Origin of the sequence: Intrasporangium sp., assembly GCF_030452765.1 — a bacterium.
Classification (GTDB): domain Bacteria; phylum Actinomycetota; class Actinomycetes; order Actinomycetales; family Dermatophilaceae; genus Intrasporangium_A.
Map to the genome: position 1 here is coordinate 1 of NZ_JAKDLO010000079.1, position 19,864 is coordinate 19,864.

General features: G+C 71.7%; 18 protein-coding genes. 14 read left to right on the top strand and 4 right to left on the bottom strand.

The window, feature by feature from the left end:
* The first annotated feature begins 66 nt into the window (after positions 1–66).
* From hisB to L0H79_RS11485, 5 genes are all read left to right on the top strand, one after another.
* Positions 67–666, top strand: coding sequence for an imidazoleglycerol-phosphate dehydratase HisB (hisB, locus tag L0H79_RS11465; protein ID WP_301484739.1), 600 nt, complete (start codon positions 67–69; stop codon positions 664–666).
* 33 nt (positions 667–699) lie between these two features.
* On the top strand, positions 700–1,338 hold the full coding sequence (hisH, locus tag L0H79_RS11470) for an imidazole glycerol phosphate synthase subunit HisH (RefSeq protein WP_301484740.1): 639 nt from the start codon (positions 700–702) through the stop codon (positions 1,336–1,338).
* A 64-nt stretch (positions 1,339–1,402) separates the two neighbouring features.
* Positions 1,403–2,146: a bifunctional 1-(5-phosphoribosyl)-5-((5-phosphoribosylamino)methylideneamino)imidazole-4-carboxamide isomerase/phosphoribosylanthranilate isomerase PriA gene (gene priA, locus L0H79_RS11475; RefSeq protein WP_301484741.1), complete on the top strand. Its 744-nt coding sequence runs from the start codon at positions 1,403–1,405 to the stop codon at positions 2,144–2,146.
* Positions 2,143–2,955, top strand: a complete 813-nt coding sequence (locus tag L0H79_RS11480) for an SseB family protein (protein WP_301484742.1) — start codon at positions 2,143–2,145, stop codon at positions 2,953–2,955. The genes priA and L0H79_RS11480 overlap by 4 nt, the downstream gene beginning before the upstream one ends.
* 87 nt (positions 2,956–3,042) lie before the next feature.
* Positions 3,043–4,308 carry a DUF445 domain-containing protein gene (locus tag L0H79_RS11485; RefSeq protein WP_301484743.1) on the top strand — a complete coding sequence of 422 codons (1,266 nt, stop codon included), beginning with the start codon at positions 3,043–3,045 and terminating at the stop codon, positions 4,306–4,308.
* 98 nt (positions 4,309–4,406) lie between these two features.
* Here L0H79_RS11485 and L0H79_RS11490 read toward each other — a convergent pair whose 3' ends face one another.
* The 3 genes from L0H79_RS11490 to L0H79_RS11500 form a co-directional block, all read right to left on the bottom strand.
* Positions 4,407–5,189, bottom strand: a complete 783-nt coding sequence (locus L0H79_RS11490) for an ABC transporter permease (RefSeq protein WP_301484744.1) — start codon at positions 5,187–5,189, stop codon at positions 4,407–4,409.
* 239 nt (positions 5,190–5,428) lie between these two features.
* Positions 5,429–6,415, bottom strand: a complete 987-nt coding sequence (locus L0H79_RS11495) for an ATP-binding cassette domain-containing protein (protein ID WP_301484745.1) — start codon at positions 6,413–6,415, stop codon at positions 5,429–5,431.
* Between the two features lie 200 nt (positions 6,416–6,615).
* A complete protein-coding gene (locus tag L0H79_RS11500) occupies positions 6,616–7,338 on the bottom strand; it encodes a PadR family transcriptional regulator (protein WP_301484746.1) in 723 nt (240 codons plus the stop codon).
* Positions 7,339–7,509: 171 nt separating this feature from the next.
* On the opposite strand from L0H79_RS11500, the gene L0H79_RS11505 reads away from it, so the two are divergent.
* The gene (locus L0H79_RS11505) at positions 7,510–8,904 is read left to right on the top strand and encodes a sodium:proton antiporter (RefSeq protein ID WP_301484747.1); all 1,395 of its coding nucleotides are present in this window, start codon (positions 7,510–7,512) and stop codon (positions 8,902–8,904) included.
* On the opposite strand, the gene L0H79_RS11510 is transcribed toward L0H79_RS11505, so the two are convergent.
* A complete protein-coding gene (locus tag L0H79_RS11510) occupies positions 8,879–10,933 on the bottom strand; it encodes an elongation factor G-like protein EF-G2 (protein WP_301484748.1) in 2,055 nt (684 codons plus the stop codon). The two genes, L0H79_RS11505 and L0H79_RS11510, sit on opposite strands and share 26 nt — an antisense overlap.
* A 115-nt stretch (positions 10,934–11,048) precedes the next feature.
* On the opposite strand from L0H79_RS11510, the gene L0H79_RS11515 reads away from it, so the two are divergent.
* The 8 genes from L0H79_RS11515 to pheT all read left to right on the top strand — a co-directional run bounded on the left by L0H79_RS11515 (position 11,049) and on the right by pheT (position 19,766).
* Positions 11,049–12,338 carry an MFS transporter gene (locus L0H79_RS11515; protein WP_301484749.1) on the top strand — a complete coding sequence of 430 codons (1,290 nt, stop codon included), beginning with the start codon at positions 11,049–11,051 and terminating at the stop codon, positions 12,336–12,338.
* A 278-nt stretch (positions 12,339–12,616) separates the two neighbouring features.
* Complete coding sequence (gene infC, locus L0H79_RS11520; protein WP_301484756.1) at positions 12,617–13,198, top strand: translation initiation factor IF-3; 582 nt, start codon at positions 12,617–12,619, stop codon at positions 13,196–13,198.
* Positions 13,199–13,281: 83 nt separating this feature from the next.
* On the top strand, positions 13,282–13,476 hold the full coding sequence (gene rpmI, locus L0H79_RS11525) for a 50S ribosomal protein L35 (RefSeq protein WP_301484750.1): 195 nt from the start codon (positions 13,282–13,284) through the stop codon (positions 13,474–13,476).
* A gap of 83 nt (positions 13,477–13,559) precedes the next feature.
* Positions 13,560–13,946, top strand: a complete 387-nt coding sequence (gene rplT / locus L0H79_RS11530) for a 50S ribosomal protein L20 (protein WP_301484751.1) — start codon at positions 13,560–13,562, stop codon at positions 13,944–13,946.
* Positions 13,947–13,992: 46 nt separating this feature from the next.
* Positions 13,993–14,799 (top strand): RNA methyltransferase, encoded by an 807-nt coding sequence (locus tag L0H79_RS11535; protein ID WP_301484752.1) that lies wholly within the window; start codon positions 13,993–13,995, stop codon positions 14,797–14,799.
* 37 nt (positions 14,800–14,836) lie between these two features.
* A complete protein-coding gene (locus L0H79_RS11540) occupies positions 14,837–15,946 on the top strand; it encodes an ATP-binding protein (protein ID WP_301484753.1) in 1,110 nt (369 codons plus the stop codon).
* A gap of 139 nt (positions 15,947–16,085) precedes the next feature.
* Positions 16,086–17,204: a phenylalanine--tRNA ligase subunit alpha gene (gene pheS / locus L0H79_RS11545; RefSeq protein WP_301484754.1), complete on the top strand. Its 1,119-nt coding sequence runs from the start codon at positions 16,086–16,088 to the stop codon at positions 17,202–17,204.
* Between the two features lie 3 nt (positions 17,205–17,207).
* Complete coding sequence (gene pheT, locus L0H79_RS11550; RefSeq protein ID WP_301484755.1) at positions 17,208–19,766, top strand: phenylalanine--tRNA ligase subunit beta; 2,559 nt, start codon at positions 17,208–17,210, stop codon at positions 19,764–19,766.
* The last annotated feature ends 98 nt before the right edge of the window (positions 19,767–19,864 follow it).

Consider the following 19,864-nt stretch of genomic DNA (forward strand, 5'->3'; position numbering starts at 1 on the left):
CGCACACCGGCAGCGCCGACCCGAGCACCCCCGAGACCTGAGCACCCCCGAGACCGGAGGCGAGACATGAGCCGCACGGCCACCATCACCCGCACCACCCGCGAGTCGCAGGTCAAGCTGACCCTCGACCTCGACGGCACCGGCGAGTCCGACGTCTCGACCGGAGTGCCCTTCTACGACCACATGCTCGCCTCGCTCGCCAAGCACTCCCTCATCGACCTGAGTGTCAAGGCCACGGGTGACCTCCGCGTCGACGTGCACCACACCGTCGAGGACACCGCGATCGTCCTCGGCCAGGCGCTGCGCCAGGCACTCGGCGACAAGGCGGGCATCTCGCGCTTCGGCGACGCGACGGTCCCGCTCGACGAGGCGCTCTGCCACGCCGTCGTCGACGTCGCCGGCCGGCCCTACGTCGTGCACGAGGGTGAGCCGGAGGGCCAGCAGTACGCCCTGATCGGCGGCCACTTCACCGGTTCGATGACCCGGCACGTCTTCGAGTCCTTCGCCTACAACGCGGGCCTGTGCCTGCACGTCCGGGTCCTCGCCGGCCGCGACCCGCACCACATCGTCGAGGCCCAGTTCAAGGCCGTCGCGCGGGCGTTGCGGGCGGCCGTCGCGATCGACCCACGGGTGCATGGGATCCCGAGCGCCAAGGGCGCGCTCTGAGATGGTCACCCCACCGACTGCAACGGATCCGAGATGAGGCCTCGCGTCGTCGTCCTCGACTACGGCAGCGGCAACGTCCGATCCGCCGTACGGGCCCTCGAGCGGGTCGGCGCCGCCGTGGAGCTCACCGCGGACCCGCACGCCGCGCTCGAGTCCGACGGCCTCTTCGTGCCCGGCGTCGGCAACTTCCACGCCTGCATGGCCGGGCTCGCCGCGGCCCACGGCCCACGGATCATCGGCCGCCGCGTCGCCGGGGGCAGGCCGGTCCTTGGCATCTGCGTCGGGATGCAGGTCATGTTCGAGGCGTCGACCGAGCCGTCCGTGGCCCCCCTCGAGGGCCTCGGGGAGTGGCCCGGCACCGTCGCACGCCTCCCGGCCGACATCGTTCCGCACATGGGGTGGTCCGGTCTCGAGGTGGGCCCCGGCTCCCGCCTCTTCGCAGGCATCGAGTCCGAGCGCTTCTACTTCGTCCACTCGTATGCCGTCCAGTCCTGGACGCTGCAGGCCACCGGAGCCTTCGCCGTCGTCGCCCCGGTGGTGACCTGGGCGCACCATGGGGCCCGGTTTGTCGCCGCGGTCGAGAACGGGCCCCTGACGGCCACCCAGTTCCACCCCGAGAAGTCCGGCGATCCGGGGCTGCACCTGCTCGAGAACTGGGTGGGCAGCCTGTGAGCGTGGCCCCCGTCCTGTCCCCTCCGTCAGACCCCTGCCCTTCACCGACCAGGAGACCCAGCCCATGACCGACCAACCTCGCCTCGAGCTCCTGCCCGCAGTCGACATCGCGTCCGGGCGGGCCGTGCAGCTCGTCCAGGGCGTCGCCGGCAGCGGCGGCGAGTTCGGCGACCCGTGGCAGGCAGCCGAGGCCTGGCAGGACCAAGGCGCCGAGTGGCTGCATCTGGTCGACCTCGACGCGGCGTTCGGGCGAGGCAGCAACAGGGCGCTCATCGACTCGATCGTCGGTCGACTCGACATAAAGGTCGAGCTCTCCGGGGGTATCCGCGACGCCGACTCGCTCGGGGCGGCGCTCGCGACCGGCTGCCGACGGGTCAACATCGGCACGGCCGCGCTCGAGGACCCGGAGTGGACCGCGTGGGTCGTCGCCGAGCACGGCGACCGCGTCGCGATCGGGCTCGACGTGCGCGGCACGACGCTCGCAGCTCGTGGCTGGACCCGCGACGGTGGTGAGCTCTGGCAGACGCTCGAGCGTCTCGACGACGAGGGCTGCGCGCGCTACGTCGTGACCGACGTCGACAAGGACGGGATGCTGCAGGGTCCCAACGTCGCGCTCCTGCGGGACGTCTGCGCGCGCACCGACCGGCCGGTCGTCGCCTCGGGCGGCGTCTCGACCCTCGAGGACCTCGCGACCCTGCGAGGCCTCGTCGGCGACGGCGTCGAGGGCGCCATCGTCGGCTCGGCCCTCTACCGGGGCGCCTTCACGCTGCCCGAGGCGCTCGACGTCGCCGGGCGACCGGGATCATGACAGGGGGACGTGGCCGGCCGGCCGAGGGGGACTTCCCCCACGTCGACGCCGACGGGGGGCCATCCGACTCGGCGGGCCAGGCCTGGGCCGGCAAGTCGATCCCGACGCACGGGTTCTCGGGCGACACCGGCGAGGCGGCGCCCGGTCTCGTCGAGGTCCTGCGAGTCCTCGAGCAGGCACCGACGCCCGAGACCGAGTCCGCCGCGATGCGGGCGATCGCCGACGCCCGCTGGCTCGTCCCGGTCCTCGCCGTCGCGACCGAGCTGACCGAGCAGGCCGGGTCGGCCGGTGTGTCCGACACGAGGACTGAGATGGCCACGGTCACGCTCACCGCCCCGGACGGCTCCCGGGCGCTGCCGATGTTCTCCTCGCTGGCTGCACTCGCCGAGTGGGACGCCTCGGCCCGCCCCGTCGCGGTGCCTGCGGTCGCCGCCGCCCGGGCCGCCGTCGGCGAGGGCTGTGACGTCCTCGTGCTCGATGTCGCGTCCGCGCACGCGGTCGTGCTGCGCTCGAGCATGCTGTGGGCCCTGGCCGAGCAGCGCACCTGGCACCCGAGCCATCTCGATCCGGATGTCGCGTCGGCGCTCGAGCGGGCCTGCCGGGACGAGCCGGCGGTCCGGACCCACCGGCTCGAGGCGGGGGAGCCCGCCGGGGCGGGTCTGCTGCGCGTCGTGCTCGGTGTGCATCCGGGGCTGCAGGCCGAGCAGATCAGCGCCATCGCGGCCCGGCTCGGGGAGCAGATCGCGTCCGACGAGCAGGTACGTGCGAGGATCGACGCGCTGGCCTTCGCACTCGAGGCGGCCGGCTGAGCGCGCCGGCGAGGGCGACGATGGACGGTGGGAGGTGACGGAGCCCTGCCGCCACCCATGGCCAGGACCGACAGACAGGAGGTGGCCGTGAGCGGACCCCTCGGGCTCATGGTGGACCCGGCCCTCGACGCCCAGCGGCGGCGCGACCTGCGGCGGATGCGGATGGTGGCGACGGGCCTGCTCGTCCTCGCCGCCATCGTCTACCTGCTCACCTTCGGTGACGAGAGCGGCGTCCTCGGCTTCGTCAACGCCGGCGCCGAGGCCTCGATGGTCGGCGCCTGCGCAGACTGGTTCGCGGTCACCGCGCTCTTCCGGCACCCCCTCGGCCTGCCGATCCCGCACACCGCACTCATCCCGCGCAAGAAGGAGATGATCGGGCGCAGCCTCGAGGAGTTCGTCGCCGAGAACTTCATGCGCGAGGAGATCATCCGCGAGCGCGTGCTCGACGCGGAGCCGACCCGGCGCATCGCCGACTGGGCCAGCCAGCCGGGGCACGCGAAGCGGCTCGTCGACGAGGTCGCCACGGTGACGGCACACGCGCTGCAGCGCATCCCCGACGCCGACGTCCAGGCCATCATCGAGCAGGCGGTGATCCCGCGCCTGAAGGCCGAGCCGATCAGCGCGCTGGCCGGCGGCCTGCTCGACCAGGTCGTCCGCGACGACGCGCACCGCGGTCTCGTCGACCTCGTCCTCGACGAGAGCCGGGCTTGGCTCGTCGACAACGAAGACCTGTTCGAGGCGCTCATCATCCAGCGCGCCCCCCTCTGGGTCCCGGACGCCGTCAACGACCTGGTCGCCCGCAAGATCCACACCGAGGCGCTGAAGTGGCTCGCCGACATCCGGGCCGACCCGCACCACTCGGTACGGATCGCTCTCGACAAGCTGCTCATCGACCTGGCCGACAACCTCCAGCACGACCCCGCCACCCAGGACAAGGCCGAGCGGCTCAAGGAACGCGTCCTGTCCCACCCGCAGGTCCCCGCGACGGCGATGTCGCTGTGGGTGTCCTTCCGCGGTGTGGCGATCGCCTCCTTGGAGGACCCGGACGGGCCGGTGCGGGCCCGAGGGGTCCGCGAGGTGCACGCGCTGGCCGACAAGCTCCTGGCCGACCGCGACCTGCGCGACCGCGTCGACTCCCGGATCTGCGATGCCGTCGTCTATGCCGTCGACCGCTACGGCACCGAGCTGACCCACGTCATCAGCCACACGGTCGACCGCTGGGACGGCAAGGAGACCGCCGAACGGGTCGAGCTGCAGGTCGGCCGCGACCTGCAGTTCATCCGGATCAACGGCACGCTCGTCGGCGGCCTCATCGGGATGCTCATCCATGCCTTCTCGTTGCTGATCTCCTGAAGGCTTGCTGATCTCCTGAAGGACGGATGCCGCCCAGCGGGCTGCGTGCGCCCGCCGAGCGGCATCCCGGGCGGAGCCATCCGGTCCGAGCCTTCAGATCAGACCGACCGCTGGTAGGCGCGGAACGCCTGTGTCGCCAGCCAGCTCATCACGATCGAGAGCCCGGCCAGGGCGCCGAGCCGTGGCCACACCGCAGCCCAGTCCGGCGTCGCGGACAGAGCCTCGCGGCTGACCACGACCGCCCAGTCGAGCGGGTTGTACGTCGCCACGGTCTGCAGCCACGACGGTGCGAGCCGCGGGTCCATGATCGCCGACGAGAGGAACGCGAGCGGCAGCGAGAGCAGCTGGCTGACCCCGATCAGCGCGTTCTGCTCCCGCGTCAGTAGGGCCACCGCGTTGGACAGCGCGGCGAAGACGACCGTGAGCAGCACCGCCGCCACGAGGGTCAGGCCGATGCCGGCCAGCGGCCGCTCGAACCGCGCCCCGGCGGCATACGCGATCGCGATGATGACGAGCGTCTGCACGATCGAGGTGATGCTCTGGTAGGCGACCGTGCCGTTCATGAGGGCGCCCCGACGCACCGGCGAGGCGAGCAGGCGGTCCATGACGCCGAGGGTCATGTCCTCGATGTAGACGGTGCCCGCCCACGCCGCCGAGAAGAGTGCGGTCATCGCGACGACACCCGGCGTGAGGTACTCGAGGTAGGACCGTCCGCCCGCGCCGAAGCCCGGGATCTGCACCGCCTTCTCGAACAGCGCCCCGAAGAGCAGCAGCCAGATGGCCGGCTGGATGAGTGTGACCAGGACGAAGGCCGGCTGCCGGAGCAGGGCGGTGACCGACCGGCGCGTCATGAGGGCCGAGTGCGTCACGAGCGTGCTCATGCCCACTGCCGCGCCTCTTCCCGGCGCTGTGGGCCTCCCTCGCCGGCGCTCGGTCGGGTCCTCGCGTCGGTCGGCGCTCACGCCCACTGTCGCGCCTCTTCCCGCCGCTGCGGGCCTCCCTCGCTGGGGCTCGGTCGGGTCCTCGCGTCGGTCGGCGCTCACGCCCACTGTCGCGCCTCTTCCCGCCGCTGCGGGCCTCCCTCGCTGGGGCTCGGTCGGGTCCTCGCGTCGGTCGGCGCTCATCGCGCCACCTCCTCGAACGTCCGCCCGGCATGGCGCAGGTAGACGTCGTCGAGGGATGGCCGCGAGACAGTCGCCGAGGCGACCTCGATGCCGGCCTGCTCGAGCGAGGCGAGGGCGAGGGGGATGACGCTCGCGCCCTCGTCGGTGCGGGCCCGGACCGCGCGTCCCTCGTGCGAGAGGTCGACGAGCGTGACGAGCCTGGACAGCTGCTCTGCCGCCCGGGCGCCCGCCGCGGCGTCGGCGACCTCGATGACGACCCGGTCGCCGCGCAGCTCCCGCTTGAGCTCGTCCGGACTGCCCGCGGCGACGATGCGGCCGCGGTCGACGATGGCGAGCCGGTCGGTCAGATGGTCCGCCTCGTCGAGGTAGTGGGTCGTGAGCAGGACGGTCGTGCCGTCCTCGGATGCCAGACGCTCGATCTCGGACCACAGCTCGGCCCGGGCCTCCGGGTCAAGGCCGGTCGTCGGCTCGTCGAGGAAGAGCACCGCCGGGCGGTTGACGAGCCCGATGGCGACGTCGAGCTTGCGGTTCATCCCGCCGCTGTACGTCTTGGTCAGGCGGTCCGCCGCGTCGGCTAGGCCGAAACGGCCGAGGAGCTCGTCGGCCCGGTCGCGGGCATCCGCTCTGCGGAGCCCGTGGATCCGCCCGGTCATGACCAGGCTCTCGCGGCCGGTCATCATGGGCGCCGAGCTCGACTTCTGCGAGACCAGGCCGATGGCGTGGCGCACCGCGTCGGGTTCGCGCTGCACGTCGTGGCCGGCGACCGCCGCGCAGCCCGAGTCGGCCCGCGTGAGGGTCGAGAGGATCTTGACCGTCGTCGACTTGCCGGCGCCGTTCGGGCCGAGCAGCCCGAAGATCTCGCCCGGCGCGATCTCGAGGGTGAGGTCGTCGAGGGCCCGCAGGGGCGGGACCCCTCTCTTGACGGGATAGGTCTTGACGAGGTCGGTGGCGACGACCGCAGGTGAGCTCGTGATGTCGTGCATGGTGACTCCAGTGGTGATGGGGTGACCGGCATGCGGTCACCGGGGTGTGGGAGTCGGTCGCACCGGTGTCGTACGCTCAGGGTGTGCCTTGGGTGCCTGTCGCGGATCGCTGCGGTGGCCGACTCGAGGACGGCCCCGGCCGGACGTTGCAGCGCACGGCCGGGGTTTGTCATTGCTCTCGTGATGGGTTCTCTGATGGGTCAGGGACCGGGTTCGTCGTCGGTGCGCTCGGTGTGCGCCGCCGCGGGGCCCTCACCGAGCACTCGTCCCTCCTCTCCGAGGTGGCGCACCGGGTCAGCGAGGATCTCCTCCATCGGGGTGCCGGCCGCGCGGAGCTCGTGCAGGCGGCGCCAGACCTTGACGCCACCCAGCGAGCTCGAGCGGATCTGGGCCGCGAGCTCGGCGGCGTAGCCGCGCTCCGCGGCGAGCATCGCCTCACGGAAGGTGCTCTCGACAAGGAAGATCTCGGGCAGGCCCTGCTCGCGCGACCAGTCGTTCGAGGCGCCGAGGGCCCGTAGCTCCAGATCGAGGCGGCTGACGCGCTCCTCGAGCAGCCGGGCAGCCTCGTCCGGGGGGAGCCCGGCGATCAGGGACAGCGCGGACTCGAGACTGGACGGGTCGTTGGACGGGGTGCTCAGCAGCTCGGAGAGCCAGTCCTCGAACTCCTCGGATCCTGCCTGCGTGATCTCGTAGACGGTCCGCTCGGGCCGGTTGCCGGCCCGGACCTTCTCCCGGGCCGTGATCAGCCCGTGCTTCTCGAGGGAGGCGACGACGGAGTAGAGCGAGCCGTAGTTGAGCCTGATGCTCTGCTCCTTGCCCCGGTGGCGCAATGTCGAGGAGATCTCGTAGGGGTGCATCGGGCGCTCGCCGAGACAGGACAGCACGGCGAGGGCCAGTGGGTTGTTCACGCGGCGGCGGCTCATTCAGCTTCCTTCACATCGGGTACTCGAGTCAGAGAACTCGATCTAAGGTAGTCACCGTCAAGCCTTTGACCGAACCGGTCGCGGTGACCCACGGGGGCGGCCGCGGTGCCGGCGACCGGGTGATCGGCTAGGTTCGGGCCAGGCGTGGAATCGACTCTGTGGAGGCGGCCGATGCGTGTCGAGTGGTGGGGGATGGCGCCCTTCGCCGTGATGTTGGGCTGCATCGCCGTGGCTCCCCTGGTGGGCGCGGTCAGCGAGCTGTGGGAGCGCCAGCGTGTCCAGCTGCTCGTCTCGCTCGTGCTGGGCCTGCCGGTGGCGGTGTGGTTCCTCGTCGCCGGCCAGGGCTGGGCGGTCGCCCACTCGCTCGTCGAGTACGCCCAGTTCATCATCCTGCTACTGGCGCTGTTCGTCGTCTCCGGTGGTATCTACCTGACCGGTGACCTACGCGCGAGCCCACGCACCAACACGATCTTCCTCGGCGTCGGCGGGGCGCTGGCGTCGGTCATCGGCACCACCGGCGCTGCGATGCTGCTGATCCGCCCGCTGCTGAACACCAACGCCGAGCGCCGGTACCGGGTGCACACGGTCATCTTCAGCATCTTCATCGTGGCCAACTGCGGCGGACTGCTCACCCCCCTGGGTGACCCGCCGCTCTTCCTCGGCATGCTGCGCGGGGTCCCGTTCCTGTGGACGCTGCATCTCGTGCCGGAGTGGCTCTTCGTCAACGGGCTGCTCCTGGTCACCTACTGGGCCCTCGACCACCGGCTCTACGCGCAGGAGTCGCCAGAAGCGCGGCGGTGGGACGACTCCGCGGTGAAGCCGCTCGGGCTCGTCGGCAGGATCCACTTCCTCTACCTGGCCGTCGTCGTGCTCGCCGTCGCCCTGGCCCCGTCGGTCGACCTGCACGCCATCGAGGAGGGCCACGCCCAGCTCGGCGCGTGGATCCCGTGGCGGGAGCTGATCCTGCTCACGGTCGCGACACTGTCGGTCTACACCGGGGACAAGCGGGCCCGGTTCGTCTACAACAGCTTCCGCTGGGGGCCGATCCTCGAGGTCGCGGCCCTGTTCATCGGGATCTTCCTGACGATGATCCCGGCACTGCGCTACCTGGCACAGGTCGCGCCGTCCCTGCCGCTCAACGAGCTGACCTTCTTCTTCTTCACCGGTGGACTGTCCTCCGTGCTCGACAACGCCCCGACCTACCTGACCTTCTTCGAGATGGCCCAGCAGCTCGGCGGCGAGCCGTCGGTGGCCGGTGTCTACGAGCCGTACCTGGTCGCCATCAGTACCGGGGCCGTCTTCTGGGGGGCGGTCACGTACATCGGCAACGGGCCGAACTTCATGGTCAAGGCGGTCGCCGACAGCGCCGGCGTGCGGATGCCCTCCTTCGGCGGCTACGTCCTGGTGGCCTTCACCTACCTCGTCCCGGTTCTGGTGGCCATGGCGCTGCTGTTCGTGGCCACCGGCACCGCCGAGCACATCGCGGGCGCCGTCGTCACGGCTCTGGTCCTGGCCCGCGTGGCGTGGTGGGTGATCGCCGCTAGGGCGAGGCGAGCAGCGCCTTGACCTTGTCGGGCGGCAGCAGGTCGTGCCGCAACGGCACTCGCGTGAACGACCCCGTGCCGTGCGAGACGGACCGCAGGTCGATCGGGTAGCGGGAGAGCTCCGCGGCGGGCACCTCGGCGCGTACCACCGTCCACCCGGCCTCCTCGGCCGGCTCGGTGCCCACGACCTGGCCCCGCCGGCCGCGCAGGTCGGACATGACCGAGCCGAGGTACTCGTCGGCGGTCGTGATCGAGACGCTGTCGATCGGCTCGAGCAACGCCATCGTCGACTCGTTCGCCGCCTCCTTCAAGGCGAGCGCCGCGGCGGTCTGGAACGCGACGTCGGAGGAGTCGACCGAGTGCGCCTTCCCGTCGACCAGCGTGACCCTCACGTCGACGACCGGGTGCCCCGTGAGCAGTCCCTTCTCGAGCTGGGCTCGGGCTCCCTTCTCGACCGACGGGATGAACTGGCGGGGAACCGAGCCGCCGACGACCTTGTCGACGAACTCGAAACCCGCTCCACGCGGGAGCGGCTCCACCTCGATCTGGCACACGGCATACTGCCCGTGCCCGCCGGACTGCTTGACGTGCCTGCCCTGCACCGACACCTTGCGCACGAAGGTCTCGCGCAGCGCCGTGCGGTGGGGTTCGGCGCTGACCGTCACGCCGTACCGGTCGGCCAGCTGCGCGATGAGGTCGTCGAGGTGAGCCTGGCCCATCGTCCAGAGCACCATCTGGTCGGTGTCGGCCGCGTGCTCCATCCGGACGGTGACGTCCTCGGCGGCGATCCGCTGCAGGGCACTGGCGAGCTTGTCCTCGTCGGTCTTCGTCGCGGCCCTGATCGCGACGGGCAGCTGCGGCTCCGGCAGCAGCCATGGCGCGACGACCGTCGGGCGGTCGGTCGAGGACAGGGTGTCCGACGTCTCGGCGCGCGAGAGCTTCGAAACCAGGATGATGTCGCCGGCGATCCCGTGCGAGACCGGCCGGTGACCGTCGCCGAGCGGGCTCGCCAGCGGCCCGACCCGCTCATCCTCGTCGTGTGCGCCGTGGGCCACGACGTCGTGCCCGACGAAGTCGCCCATGTGGCCCGACACGTGCACGCTCTGGTCCACCTCGAGACGGCCGGAGAAGATGCGCACGAGCGAGAGCCGCCCGACGTACGGGTCGGTCGAGGTCTTGATGACCTGCGCGACGAGCGGTGCCTCGAGCTCGCAGCGCACGTCCGGGACCGCGGCGCCGACGGGCGTGTGGACCGGGGGCATCCACGAGGCGCTCGGGTCGGGGAAGGCGTTCTCGATGATGCTGAGCAGCTCCGGGATCCCGACGTCGCCACGGGGAGCGACCGGCACGATGGGGAAGAAGCTGCCGCGGTTGATCGCCGTGCGCAGGTCGGAGATCAGCGTGTCCGTGTCGAGCTGCTCGCCCTCGAGGTAGCGGTCGAGCAACGTGGCGTCCTCGGACTGCTCGATGATCGACTCGATGAGCTCGCCTCGAGCGCTGTCGTGCTCGTCGGAGGCACCCGTCAGCAGGCCGACGATCGAGCCGATGTCGCCGTCGGCGAGGACCGGCCAGTGCGTGGGGCGTGCGTCACCGAAGACCCGCCGGCACGTCTCGACGGTCTGGGCGAAGTCGGCTCTCGGCTGGTCCAGGTGGGTCACCACGACGGCCCGGGGCATGGCGATCGAGGCGCACTCGCGCCACAGCAGGGAGACGGGGCGGTCGATCTCGTCTGCGGCCGAGATGACGAAGACGGCGGCGTCGGCGGCGCGCAGCCCGGCGCGCAGCTCGCCGATGAAGTCGGGGAAGCCCGGCGTGTCGATGAGGTTGACCGTCACGCCGTTGCTGTCGAGGGCGGCGGTCGTGATGGCGGTGGAGCGTTCGTGCTCACCCTCGCGGGGACGGTGCCCGGGGACTCGCGCTGCGACGAGGTGGTCGAACAGGGTGGTCTTGCCCGCACCCCCTGGGCCGACGAGGACGACGTTGCGGATGTCCTGCGGCGCCGCGGGGTCGGGGGCCGCAGGAAGCTCTGGTCTGCCGGTGGGTCGCGCCATGACCCCACCCTTCCCTGCTTCGCCCGCGCGGACAAGGTCTTCTCGCAGCGCAGCCCCCGCTCTCCTCGGGAAAACCCGGATGACCCATTGCGGACCGCGATGGGACTCTGTGGGGATGGACCTGCGCCCCTACCGACACGTGCTGCGCGTGCCTGACCTGAGGCGCATCCTCGTGCTCGGGTTCCTGATCAGGGTGCCGATGTGGGCTGGTGAGGTCCTGCTGACCCTTCACGTCGTGGCGCACCTGGACCGCAGCTACAGCCAGGCCGGCCTTCTCACGGCGGCGGCGACCGTCGCGCTCGCGATCTCCGGGCCGTGGCGGGGGCGGCTGCTGGACCGGATCGGACTGCGCCGCACCGTCGCGCCATCGCTCGTCGTCCAAGCCGTCTGCTGGTCGATCGCCCCATGGGTCGACTACGCACCGCTGTTGGCCCTCGCCGCGCTCGCCGGCCTCTTCGCGGTGCCGACCTTCTCGATCCTGCGACAGGTCATCCTGCGCTCCGTCCCGCAGGCTCAGCGGCGCACCGCGCTCTCGCTCGACTCGGTCACCGCCGAGCTGTCCTTCATGGTCGGCCCGGCGGTCGGTGTGTGGCTCGCGACGGCGTGGCACACCGGCTGGGCGCTGCTCGCGTGTCAGATGGCCGCAGTCCTCGTCGGGCTGGTCCTGTGGGCCTACAACCCGCCCCTGCGGGAGGGGCCCGGCGACCGCGCCGCGGTGCAGACGGGCCAGCCGGCGGGCGGGGTGCCGATCGCCCCAGCTCCGGACTCGCCGCAGCCGGTCGTGCTCCGGCCGGCCCGGCGCGCCTTCCGGGGTTTCATCACGGCACCGGTCGCTGCCGTCTACGTCGCCGCGATGGCGGCCACGATCGTGCTGACCGGCACCGACGTCGGTGTCGTCGCGGCGCTGCGCGACTTCGGCCGCACGGGCTCGATCGGCTGGGTCCTCACGCTCTGGGGGCTTGGCTCGTTCGTCGGCGGTCTGCTCTACGGCGCCTGGGAGCGCTCGATCTCGGTCTACTGGCTGCTCGCCGCTCTCGCGGTCGTCACGATGCCGCTCGCGGCGGCGACCAGCGTGCCGAGCTTCGCGGTGCTCATCACCGTCTCCGGCCTGCTGTGTGCCCCCACCATCACGGCGACGGTCGAGCACCTGAGCCGCGTCGTGCCGGAACGGTTCCGGGGCGAGATGATGGGGTGGCACGGTTCGGCCATGACCGCGGGGGCGGCCTTCGGGGCGCCGGTCGCCGGAGTCGCGATCGACCGGGGCGGCTGGCAGTGGGGGTTTCTCGTCGTGTCGACCGTCGGCCTCGGGGTGGCCGGACTCGGCATGCTCATGAGCCGGCGCACGCCTGCCGTGCCGGATGCCGATTCGGAGCAGGTTCGGCCCGCTGCTATCCTTGAGTTCTGACCAGCCGTCGCCGACGTGCCGACTCGACATCGGTGAGCCGGAGGCGGTGTGCAAGAGGAGCCCCGCTTCCACCCGCGTCGACCATACGGTTGCCGGGTCCGGTCCGCGCAGTGACGTGTCCAGCCGGACACCCACTGTGCCGTATGGCGCTCAGGAACCACGCGGCATACGTCACCAAGGGATCGCCAGGGCTCCTCGTGTACGCGCGGGGAGCCTTTTCGCGTTGCTGGTCAGGTCGACACCAACGAACTTAGGAGCACCACATCAGCGATCCTCGCATCAACGAGCGCATCCGGGTCCCGGAAGTGCGCCTCGTCGGGCCGAACGGTGAGCAGGTCGGTATCGTGCGCGTCGAGGACGCGCTTCGCCTCGCCGACGAGTCGGGCCTCGACCTCGTTGAGGTGGCACCCATGGCCAAGCCGCCTGTCGCCAAGCTCATGGACTTCGGCAAGTACAAGTACGAAGCCGCCGTGAAGGCCCGGGAGGCCCGCAAGAACCAGGTCAACACGGTCATCAAGGAGATCAAGCTCCGACCGAAGATCGACCCGCACGACTACGGCACCAAGCGGGGCCACGTCGAGAGGTTCCTGCGAGCTGGTGACAAGGTCAAGGTGACCATCATGTTCCGGGGCCGGGAGCAGTCCCGTCCGGAGCTCGGTCGGCGCCTGCTCGAACGGCTCGCGACCGACATCACCGAGCTCGGCTACATCGAGTCGGCACCGAAGCAGGACGGCCGCAACATGATCATGGTGATCGCCCCCACGAAGAAGAAGTCCGAGGCGAAGGCGGAGCAACGACGCGCCCGCGACGCTGCGGCCCAGCAGTCCGCGCGAGCGCCGCAGGCGAGCGCTGCGGAGTGACCCGGGCGGGAGCGCTGGCGCCCCGTCCCTGACCAGCCGGTGTGCCCACGCACGCCTGGCACGAACGAAGGAGATCGGCCCCCATGCCGAAGATGAAGACCCACAGCGGTGCGAAGAAGCGCTTCCGGATCACCGGCAAGGGCAAGGTCATGCGTGAGCAGGCCGGCGGTCGCCACCTGCTCGAGCACAAGTCCTCCCGGTACATGCGCCGCATCGCAGGCGACGTCGAGGTCGCCCCAGCCGACACCAAGAGAGTCAAGAAGCTCCTCGGCAAGTGAGCCCGAGTCCCCATCCGACCAGCACTCGCTGAGCTCGACGGCCCGTCCCGAGCCCCGCTCAGCACCAATGAAGGAGTATTCACGTGGCACGCGTGAAGCGGGCGGTCAACGCCCAGAAGAAGCGTCGCGTCGTCCTCGAGCGGGCGAGCGGTTACCGCGGTCAGCGCTCGAGGCTCTATCGCAAGGCCAAGGAGCAGGTCACCCACTCGCTCGGCTACGCCTACCGCGACCGGCGCGCCCGTAAGGGTGACTTCCGTCGCCTCTGGATCCAGCGCATCAACGCCGCGGCCCGCGCCAACGGCATGACCTACAACCGGTTCATGCAGGGCCTGCGCGCCGGCGGCATCGAGGTCGACCGCAAGATCCTGGCCGACCTCGCGGTCAACGACGCCACGGCCTTCGCGGCCCTCGTCGAGGTCGCCAGAGCCAACGTGCCGGCCCAGCAGAGCGCCGCCGCCCAGAGCGCCTGAGCCAGGCTGGGCCTTCGGTGACCACCCACCGAGCGCCGCGACACCCATGCTGACGAACCTGCGTTCCGACCGGGTCAGGTCGGTGCGGGCGCTGTCGCGGCGCTCGGTGCGCTCCCGCACCGGGCTCTTCCTCGCCGAGGGGCCGCAGGCGGTCCGCGAAGCGGTCGCACACCGACCGGGCCACGTGCGCGAGCTCTACCTGACCGGGCCGGCCGCGCAGCGGCATACCGCCATCGTCGAGGGGGCCGCCGCCGCCGGGCTGCACGTGCACCAGGTGAGCCCCGACGTGCTCGCCGCCATGGCGCAGACCCAGACGCCCCAGGGGATCCTGGCCGTATGCAGCCGAGCCGGGCTCACGCTCGAGGACGCTCTGGGCGCCTTGGCGCCCGATCCGATCGTGTGCGTGCTGACTCATGTGCGCGACCCCGGCAACGCGGGCACGGTCATCCGCGCGGCCGACGCCGCGGGCGCCGATCTCGTCGTCGTCAGCGACGCGAGCGTCGACGTCTACGCGCCCAAGGTGGTCCGCGCGAGCGCCGGCTCGATCTTCCACCTGCCTCTCGTCGTCGGCGTCCCGGTCGGCCGGATCCTCGCCTCTCTTGCGGCACGAGGGGTCAGGCGGCTGGCCGCCGACGGGTCCGGCCCGACCCCGCTGCCGGACGCCGACCTGCGCGGTGCCCACGCCTGGGTGATGGGCAACGAGGCGTGGGGTCTGCCCGAGCAGATACGCGCCCAGTGCGATGACGTCGTGCGCGTGCCCATCCATGGCCTGGCCGAGTCGCTCAACCTCGCCATGGCCGCCACGCTGTGCCTCTACGCCTCGGCCGAGGCGCGCCGTCTGGGCCGGCGCTGAGAGGCACGCCCGGCCCGCCGTCGCTATCCTGCGGGGCATGGCCCACCAGCGTTCGCTGCCGTCCGATGCGGCCACCGCGATGCCCGTGGACGCCATGGCCGAGCTGCTGCCCGACGGCCTCGTCGTCGTCGGGGCCGACCAGGTGATCCGGTTCGTCAACACCGAGGCCCTGCGCGTCCTCGGCGCGGCCCGCGACGACCTCCTCGGACGACCCGTCCGGGAGGCCCTGCCCCTGGCCGACAAGGCGGGACATGACTGGTGGGCCCACACGGACCCGTGGGACGGACTTCCGACTCGCACCGGCCACCGCGAGAAGCTCCTGGTCGGCCCGGACGGGCGCGACCTGCTCGTGACCGCGCGCTACGCACGCACCGAGCGTGGCGGCCGCCTCGAGCGGGTGCTCGTCGGCCTGCGCGACGCCCAAGCCAGGCAGCGCGCCGAGCGCGACAGCGCGACCGTCCTCGCGACCGTCGCCCACGAGCTGCGTGCACCGCTCACCTCGGTGGCCGGCTTCACGAACAGTCTCCTGCGTCGCTGGGACCGCTTCACCGACGAGCAGAAGCGCCTGATGATCGAGACGATCCAGTCGGACGCGAGTCGGCTGACCCGCCTCATCGGCGAGCTGCTCGACATCTCCCGCCTCGACGCCGACCGGCTGGCCCTCCGACGCGGGCCGGTCGACCTCGAGGACCTGCTGCGGCGCCACGTCGTGCGGCACGAGCTGTCCCGCAAGGGCCAGCTCACCCTCCGGCTCGGCCGCCGCGCCCGCGAGGAGGGCGTGCCGGAGCTGTGGGCCGACGCGGACCGGCTCGAGCAGGTCTTCTTCAACCTCATCGAGAACGCCAGTCTGCACGGTGGTGGCAACATCACGGTCACCCTCGAGCGGGACGGCGGGGAGCCGGCCGGAGTGGTCGTCCATGTCGATGACACCGGAGACGGGGTCCTCCCGGAGGATCGGGAGCGGGTCTTCGACCGGTTCTGGCACGGCGCCGACACGACGACGACGGGTCTGGGACTGTATGTCGTGCGAGGCTTCGTCGAGGCGCACGACGGCACCGTCTCCGTGGGCGAGTCCGACAGCGGGGGAGCCAGGTTCACGGTGCGGCTGCCGGCCAGCATTCCCGACTTCCTCCCCGACCGGGCCTGACCGGGCCTGACCCGCTCTGACCGGGCCGGGAGTCGGTTCGCGGGCGCCCCCTACACTGGTCGGTGTTCACCCGCTGCTCATGATCCGGGCGGGTGCGCCCGTCCCGAGACCCGCCCACGAGAGCAGCGACCCGCCACCCATGTCAGGACCGAACACCAACTACGACCCGGTCGAGGTCGCCGCGCTCGAGCCGGCCGCCGTCGATGCTGCCGTCGCGCACGCACTGAGGGCCATCGCCGCGGTGTCGTCACTCGAGGGGCTCAAGGCCGCCCGGATCGCGCACCAGGGCGAGAAGAGCCCGCTCGCCCTCGCCAACCGCGAGATCGGTGCCCTGCCCCCGAGCGCCAAGGCCGAGGCCGGCAAGCGGGTCGGCCAGGCCCGAGGCCGGGTCGGGCAGGCCATCGCGGCCCGGCAGGCGCAGCTCGAGGCCGAGCGTGACTCGCGGATCCTCGTCGAGGAGCGCGTCGATGTCACCGTGCCGACCCTGCGCCGGCCGCTCGGCGCCCGGCACCCGATCGAGCTCGTCGCCCAGCGCCTCGCCGACTCGTTCGTGGGCATGGGCTGGGAGGTGGCCGAGGGCCCCGAGCTCGAGGCCGAGTGGCTCAACTTCGACGCCCTCAACCTCGGCCCGGACCACCCGGCCCGGCAGATGCAGGACACCTTCTTCCTCGACCCGGTCGACTCGGGCCTCGTGCTGCGCACACACACCTCCCCGGTCCAGATCCGCACCATGCTCGAGAAGGAGCCGCCGATCTACGTCGTCGCTCCGGGCAAGGTGTTCCGCACCGACGAGCTCGACGCGACCCACACGCCCGTCTTCCACCAGATCGAGTGCCTCGCGATCGATGCGGGCCTGACCATGGCGCACCTGCGCGGAGCGATCGACGCGTTCGTGCAGATCATGTTCGGGGCGGGGACGCGCACGAGGGTGAGAGCGTCATACTTCCCGTTCACCGAGCCCTCGATGGAGACCGACTTCGTCTGCTTCGCCTGCCACGGCGCTGGTTCCATCGATGCTGGCGGCAGCGCCGTGCAGTGTCGTACCTGTGGTGGCTCCGGCTGGATCGAGCTCGGCGGCTCCGGCATGGTCAACCGCAAGGTGCTGCGCGCCTGCGGCATCGACCCCGAGGTCTACTCCGGCTTCGCCTTCGGCCTCGGCATCGAGCGCGCGCTGATGCTGCGCCACGGCGTGCAGGGGATGCACGAGATGGTCGAGGGTGACGTCCGCTTCTCCCAGCAGTTCGGCATGGAGGTCTGACCGATGCGTATGCCGCTGCGCTGGCTCGCCGAGTACACCGACGTCCCCGACGGGGTGACCGGCGCGCAGGTCGCCGCCGCCCTCGTCTCGGTCGGGATCGAGGAGGAGGACCTGCACGGCGGTGACATCACCGGTCCGCTCGTCGTCGGCCGCGTCCTGCAGATCGACGAGCAGGTGCAGAGGAACGGCAGGACGATCCGCTACTGCGTCGTCGACGTCGGCCAGCACGGGCAGCGGCTCACCGAGGGCAAGGACCAGGAGATCGTCTGCGGCGCAACGAACTTCGAGGTCGGCGACCTCGTGGTGGTCGTGCTGCCGGGTGCAGTGCTGCCGGGCGGCTTCGAGATCTCGGCCCGCAAGACATACGGCCGGGTGTCCAACGGCATGATCTGCGCCGAGGACGAGCTCGGCATCGGCGACGACCACGACGGGATCGTCGGGCTGGCGCGGCTCCTCGGCACGGACGAGGTGGCCGGCCTCAAGCCGGGCGACGACGCGATGGCGCTGCTCGACCTGGGCGAGGAGACGATCGAGGCCAACGTCACGCCCGACCGCGGCTACTGCTTCTCGGTCCGGGGTCTGGCCCGCGAGTACTGGCACTCCCGGGGTAGCGTTGACGGGGGCTACCGCGACCCCGCCCTCGTCGAGACCGCCGCCGCCGACGACTCCGGCTACCAGGTTGTCCTCGACGACGACGCGCCGATCGACGGCGTCGCCGGCTGCGACCGCTACGTCGCCCGGATCGTCCGCGGCATCGATGCGTCGCGGCCCTCGCCGCCGTGGATGCGCAGGCGCCTGACCCAGGTGGGGATGCGGCCCATCTCGCTCGCCGTCGACGTGACGAACTACGTCATGCTCGCGGTCGGCCAGCCGCTGCACGCCTTCGACGTCGACAAGCTGTCCGGATCGATCGTCGTGCGTCGGGCCCGCGAGGGGGAGCGGCTGACGACCCTCGACGACGTCGGACGCGCCCTCGACCCGCAGGACCTGCTCGTCACCGACGGCGGCGAGCACCTGCTGGCCATCGCCGGCGTCATGGGCGGCGCGTCGTCCGAGGTCGACGACTCGACGACCAACGTCCTGATCGAGGCGGCCCACTTCGACCCGACCACCGTGGCGCGCTCGTCACGTCGGCACAAGCTCGTCACCGAGGCCTCGAAGCGCTTCGAGCGCGGCGTCGACCCACAGCTCGCACCCGCCGCGGCCCAGCTCGCCGTCGACCTGCTCGTTCGCCACGGCGGCGGCAGGGTGGACGACGGGGTGACGGACGTGGACCACACGAGGCCGCGAGCGGCATACCTGCTCGATGTGACCGAGCCCGCGCGGATCGTCGGTGTCGACTACTCGCGTGAGCGGGTTCTCGAGATCCTCTCGCACCTCGGCTGCACCATCGACGAGGGCGGGGAGGGCACCGACGAGACGCACGTACTCGTCACCGCGCCGTCGTGGCGTCCCGACCTCGTGGACGGTCCCGACTACGCGGAGGAGGTCGCCCGGATCGACGGGTACAACCTGATCCCGTCGGTCGTCCCGACCCCGTCGCAGGGGCATGGCCTCACGCATGGCCAGCACGTGCGCCGCGTCGTCGCCGACGCGCTGGCCGGGGCGGGTGGCACGGAGGTGCTGACCTACCCGTTCGTGTCCGAGACCCTCGCGGACGAGCTCATGCTGCCCGCCGCCGACGACCGCCGCCTCGCCGTGCGCCTGGCCAACCCGATCTCCGAGGAGCGTCCGCTGCTGCGGACGATGGTGCTCGGCAGCCTCGTGGACGCGCTGCGCCGCAACGTCGCCCGTGGGCACAAGGACGTCGCGCTCTACGAGCTCGGGCTCGTCTACCGACCGCACGGGCCGATCGGCACGGCACCGATCCCGGGCGTCACGACCCGCCCCGATCCCGACACCCTCACCGGCCTGTATGCCGCCGTCCCCGACCAGCCGCGCCGCGCCGCGCTGCTCGCGTGCGGGCTCGCGGAGCAGGCCGGCTGGTGGGGACCTGGTCGTCCGGTCGACTGGAGCGATGCCGTCGCAGCCGTCGAGACGGTCGCTGCGGCGCTGGCGGTGCCGGTGCTCGTCGCGAACGACCCCGACCATGCGCCGTGGCACCCCGGTCGGTGTGCCCGGGTCTCGCTGCCGGACGGCACCCTCGTCGGGCATGCCGGGGAGCTGCACCCGAAGGTGGTGGCCGCTCTCGGCCTGCCGGCCCGGACGGTCGCGGCGGAGCTCGACGTGGACGTGCTGACGGCGGCGAGCGAGGCGCCGGTCCAAGCCGCGCACTTCTCGACGTTCCCGCCGGCGATGACCGACGTCGCGCTCCTGGTCGACGCCTCCGTGGCGGCTGCGGAGGTCGAGGCCGCGCTGCGGCGGGGGGCCGGCCCGGACCTCGAGGTCGTCACGCTCTTCGACGTCTACGAGGGGGAGCAGGTCGGCTCGGGCCACAAGTCGCTCGCCTACCGGCTCACCTTCCGCGCGCCCGACCGGACCCTCACGACCGAGGAGGTCAACGGCTTCCGCGACGCCGCGGTCGCCGAGGCGGGGCGGGCCGTCGGCGCCGTCCAGCGCTGACCAGTCCAAGGGGCCGTTCGGCGTGGTGCCCGGACCCTTGCCTCCAACTTTCCAGCCCCGGCGGGATTGTTGGTGCCGAAGCGCCCAACACGACACCA

What these genes read in the sequence shown, in the direction of transcription:
- L0H79_RS11505 (WP_301484747.1), top strand. Translation starts at nt 7,510, where the DNA reads ATGCGTGTCGAGTGGTGGGGGATGGCGCCCTTCGCCGTGATGTTGGGC.
- pheS (WP_301484754.1), top strand. Translation starts at nt 16,086, where the DNA reads ATGTCAGGACCGAACACCAACTACGACCCGGTCGAGGTCGCCGCGCTC.
- L0H79_RS11540 (WP_301484753.1), top strand. Translation starts at nt 14,837, where the DNA reads ATGGCCCACCAGCGTTCGCTGCCGTCCGATGCGGCCACCGCGATGCCC.
- priA (WP_301484741.1), top strand. Translation starts at nt 1,403, where the DNA reads ATGACCGACCAACCTCGCCTCGAGCTCCTGCCCGCAGTCGACATCGCG.
- L0H79_RS11480 (WP_301484742.1), top strand. Translation starts at nt 2,143, where the DNA reads ATGACAGGGGGACGTGGCCGGCCGGCCGAGGGGGACTTCCCCCACGTC.
- rpmI (WP_301484750.1), top strand. Translation starts at nt 13,282, where the DNA reads ATGCCGAAGATGAAGACCCACAGCGGTGCGAAGAAGCGCTTCCGGATC.
- hisB (WP_301484739.1), top strand. Translation starts at nt 67, where the DNA reads ATGAGCCGCACGGCCACCATCACCCGCACCACCCGCGAGTCGCAGGTC.
- L0H79_RS11500 (WP_301484746.1), bottom strand. Translation starts at nt 7,338, where the DNA reads ATGAGCCGCCGCCGCGTGAACAACCCACTGGCCCTCGCCGTGCTGTCC.
- L0H79_RS11515 (WP_301484749.1), top strand. Translation starts at nt 11,049, where the DNA reads ATGGACCTGCGCCCCTACCGACACGTGCTGCGCGTGCCTGACCTGAGG.
- L0H79_RS11495 (WP_301484745.1), bottom strand. Translation starts at nt 6,415, where the DNA reads ATGCACGACATCACGAGCTCACCTGCGGTCGTCGCCACCGACCTCGTC.
- pheT (WP_301484755.1), top strand. Translation starts at nt 17,208, where the DNA reads ATGCGTATGCCGCTGCGCTGGCTCGCCGAGTACACCGACGTCCCCGAC.
- L0H79_RS11490 (WP_301484744.1), bottom strand. Translation starts at nt 5,189, where the DNA reads ATGAGCACGCTCGTGACGCACTCGGCCCTCATGACGCGCCGGTCGGTC.
- L0H79_RS11510 (WP_301484748.1), bottom strand. Translation starts at nt 10,933, where the DNA reads ATGGCGCGACCCACCGGCAGACCAGAGCTTCCTGCGGCCCCCGACCCC.
- L0H79_RS11535 (WP_301484752.1), top strand. Translation starts at nt 13,993, where the DNA reads ATGCTGACGAACCTGCGTTCCGACCGGGTCAGGTCGGTGCGGGCGCTG.
- hisH (WP_301484740.1), top strand. Translation starts at nt 700, where the DNA reads ATGAGGCCTCGCGTCGTCGTCCTCGACTACGGCAGCGGCAACGTCCGA.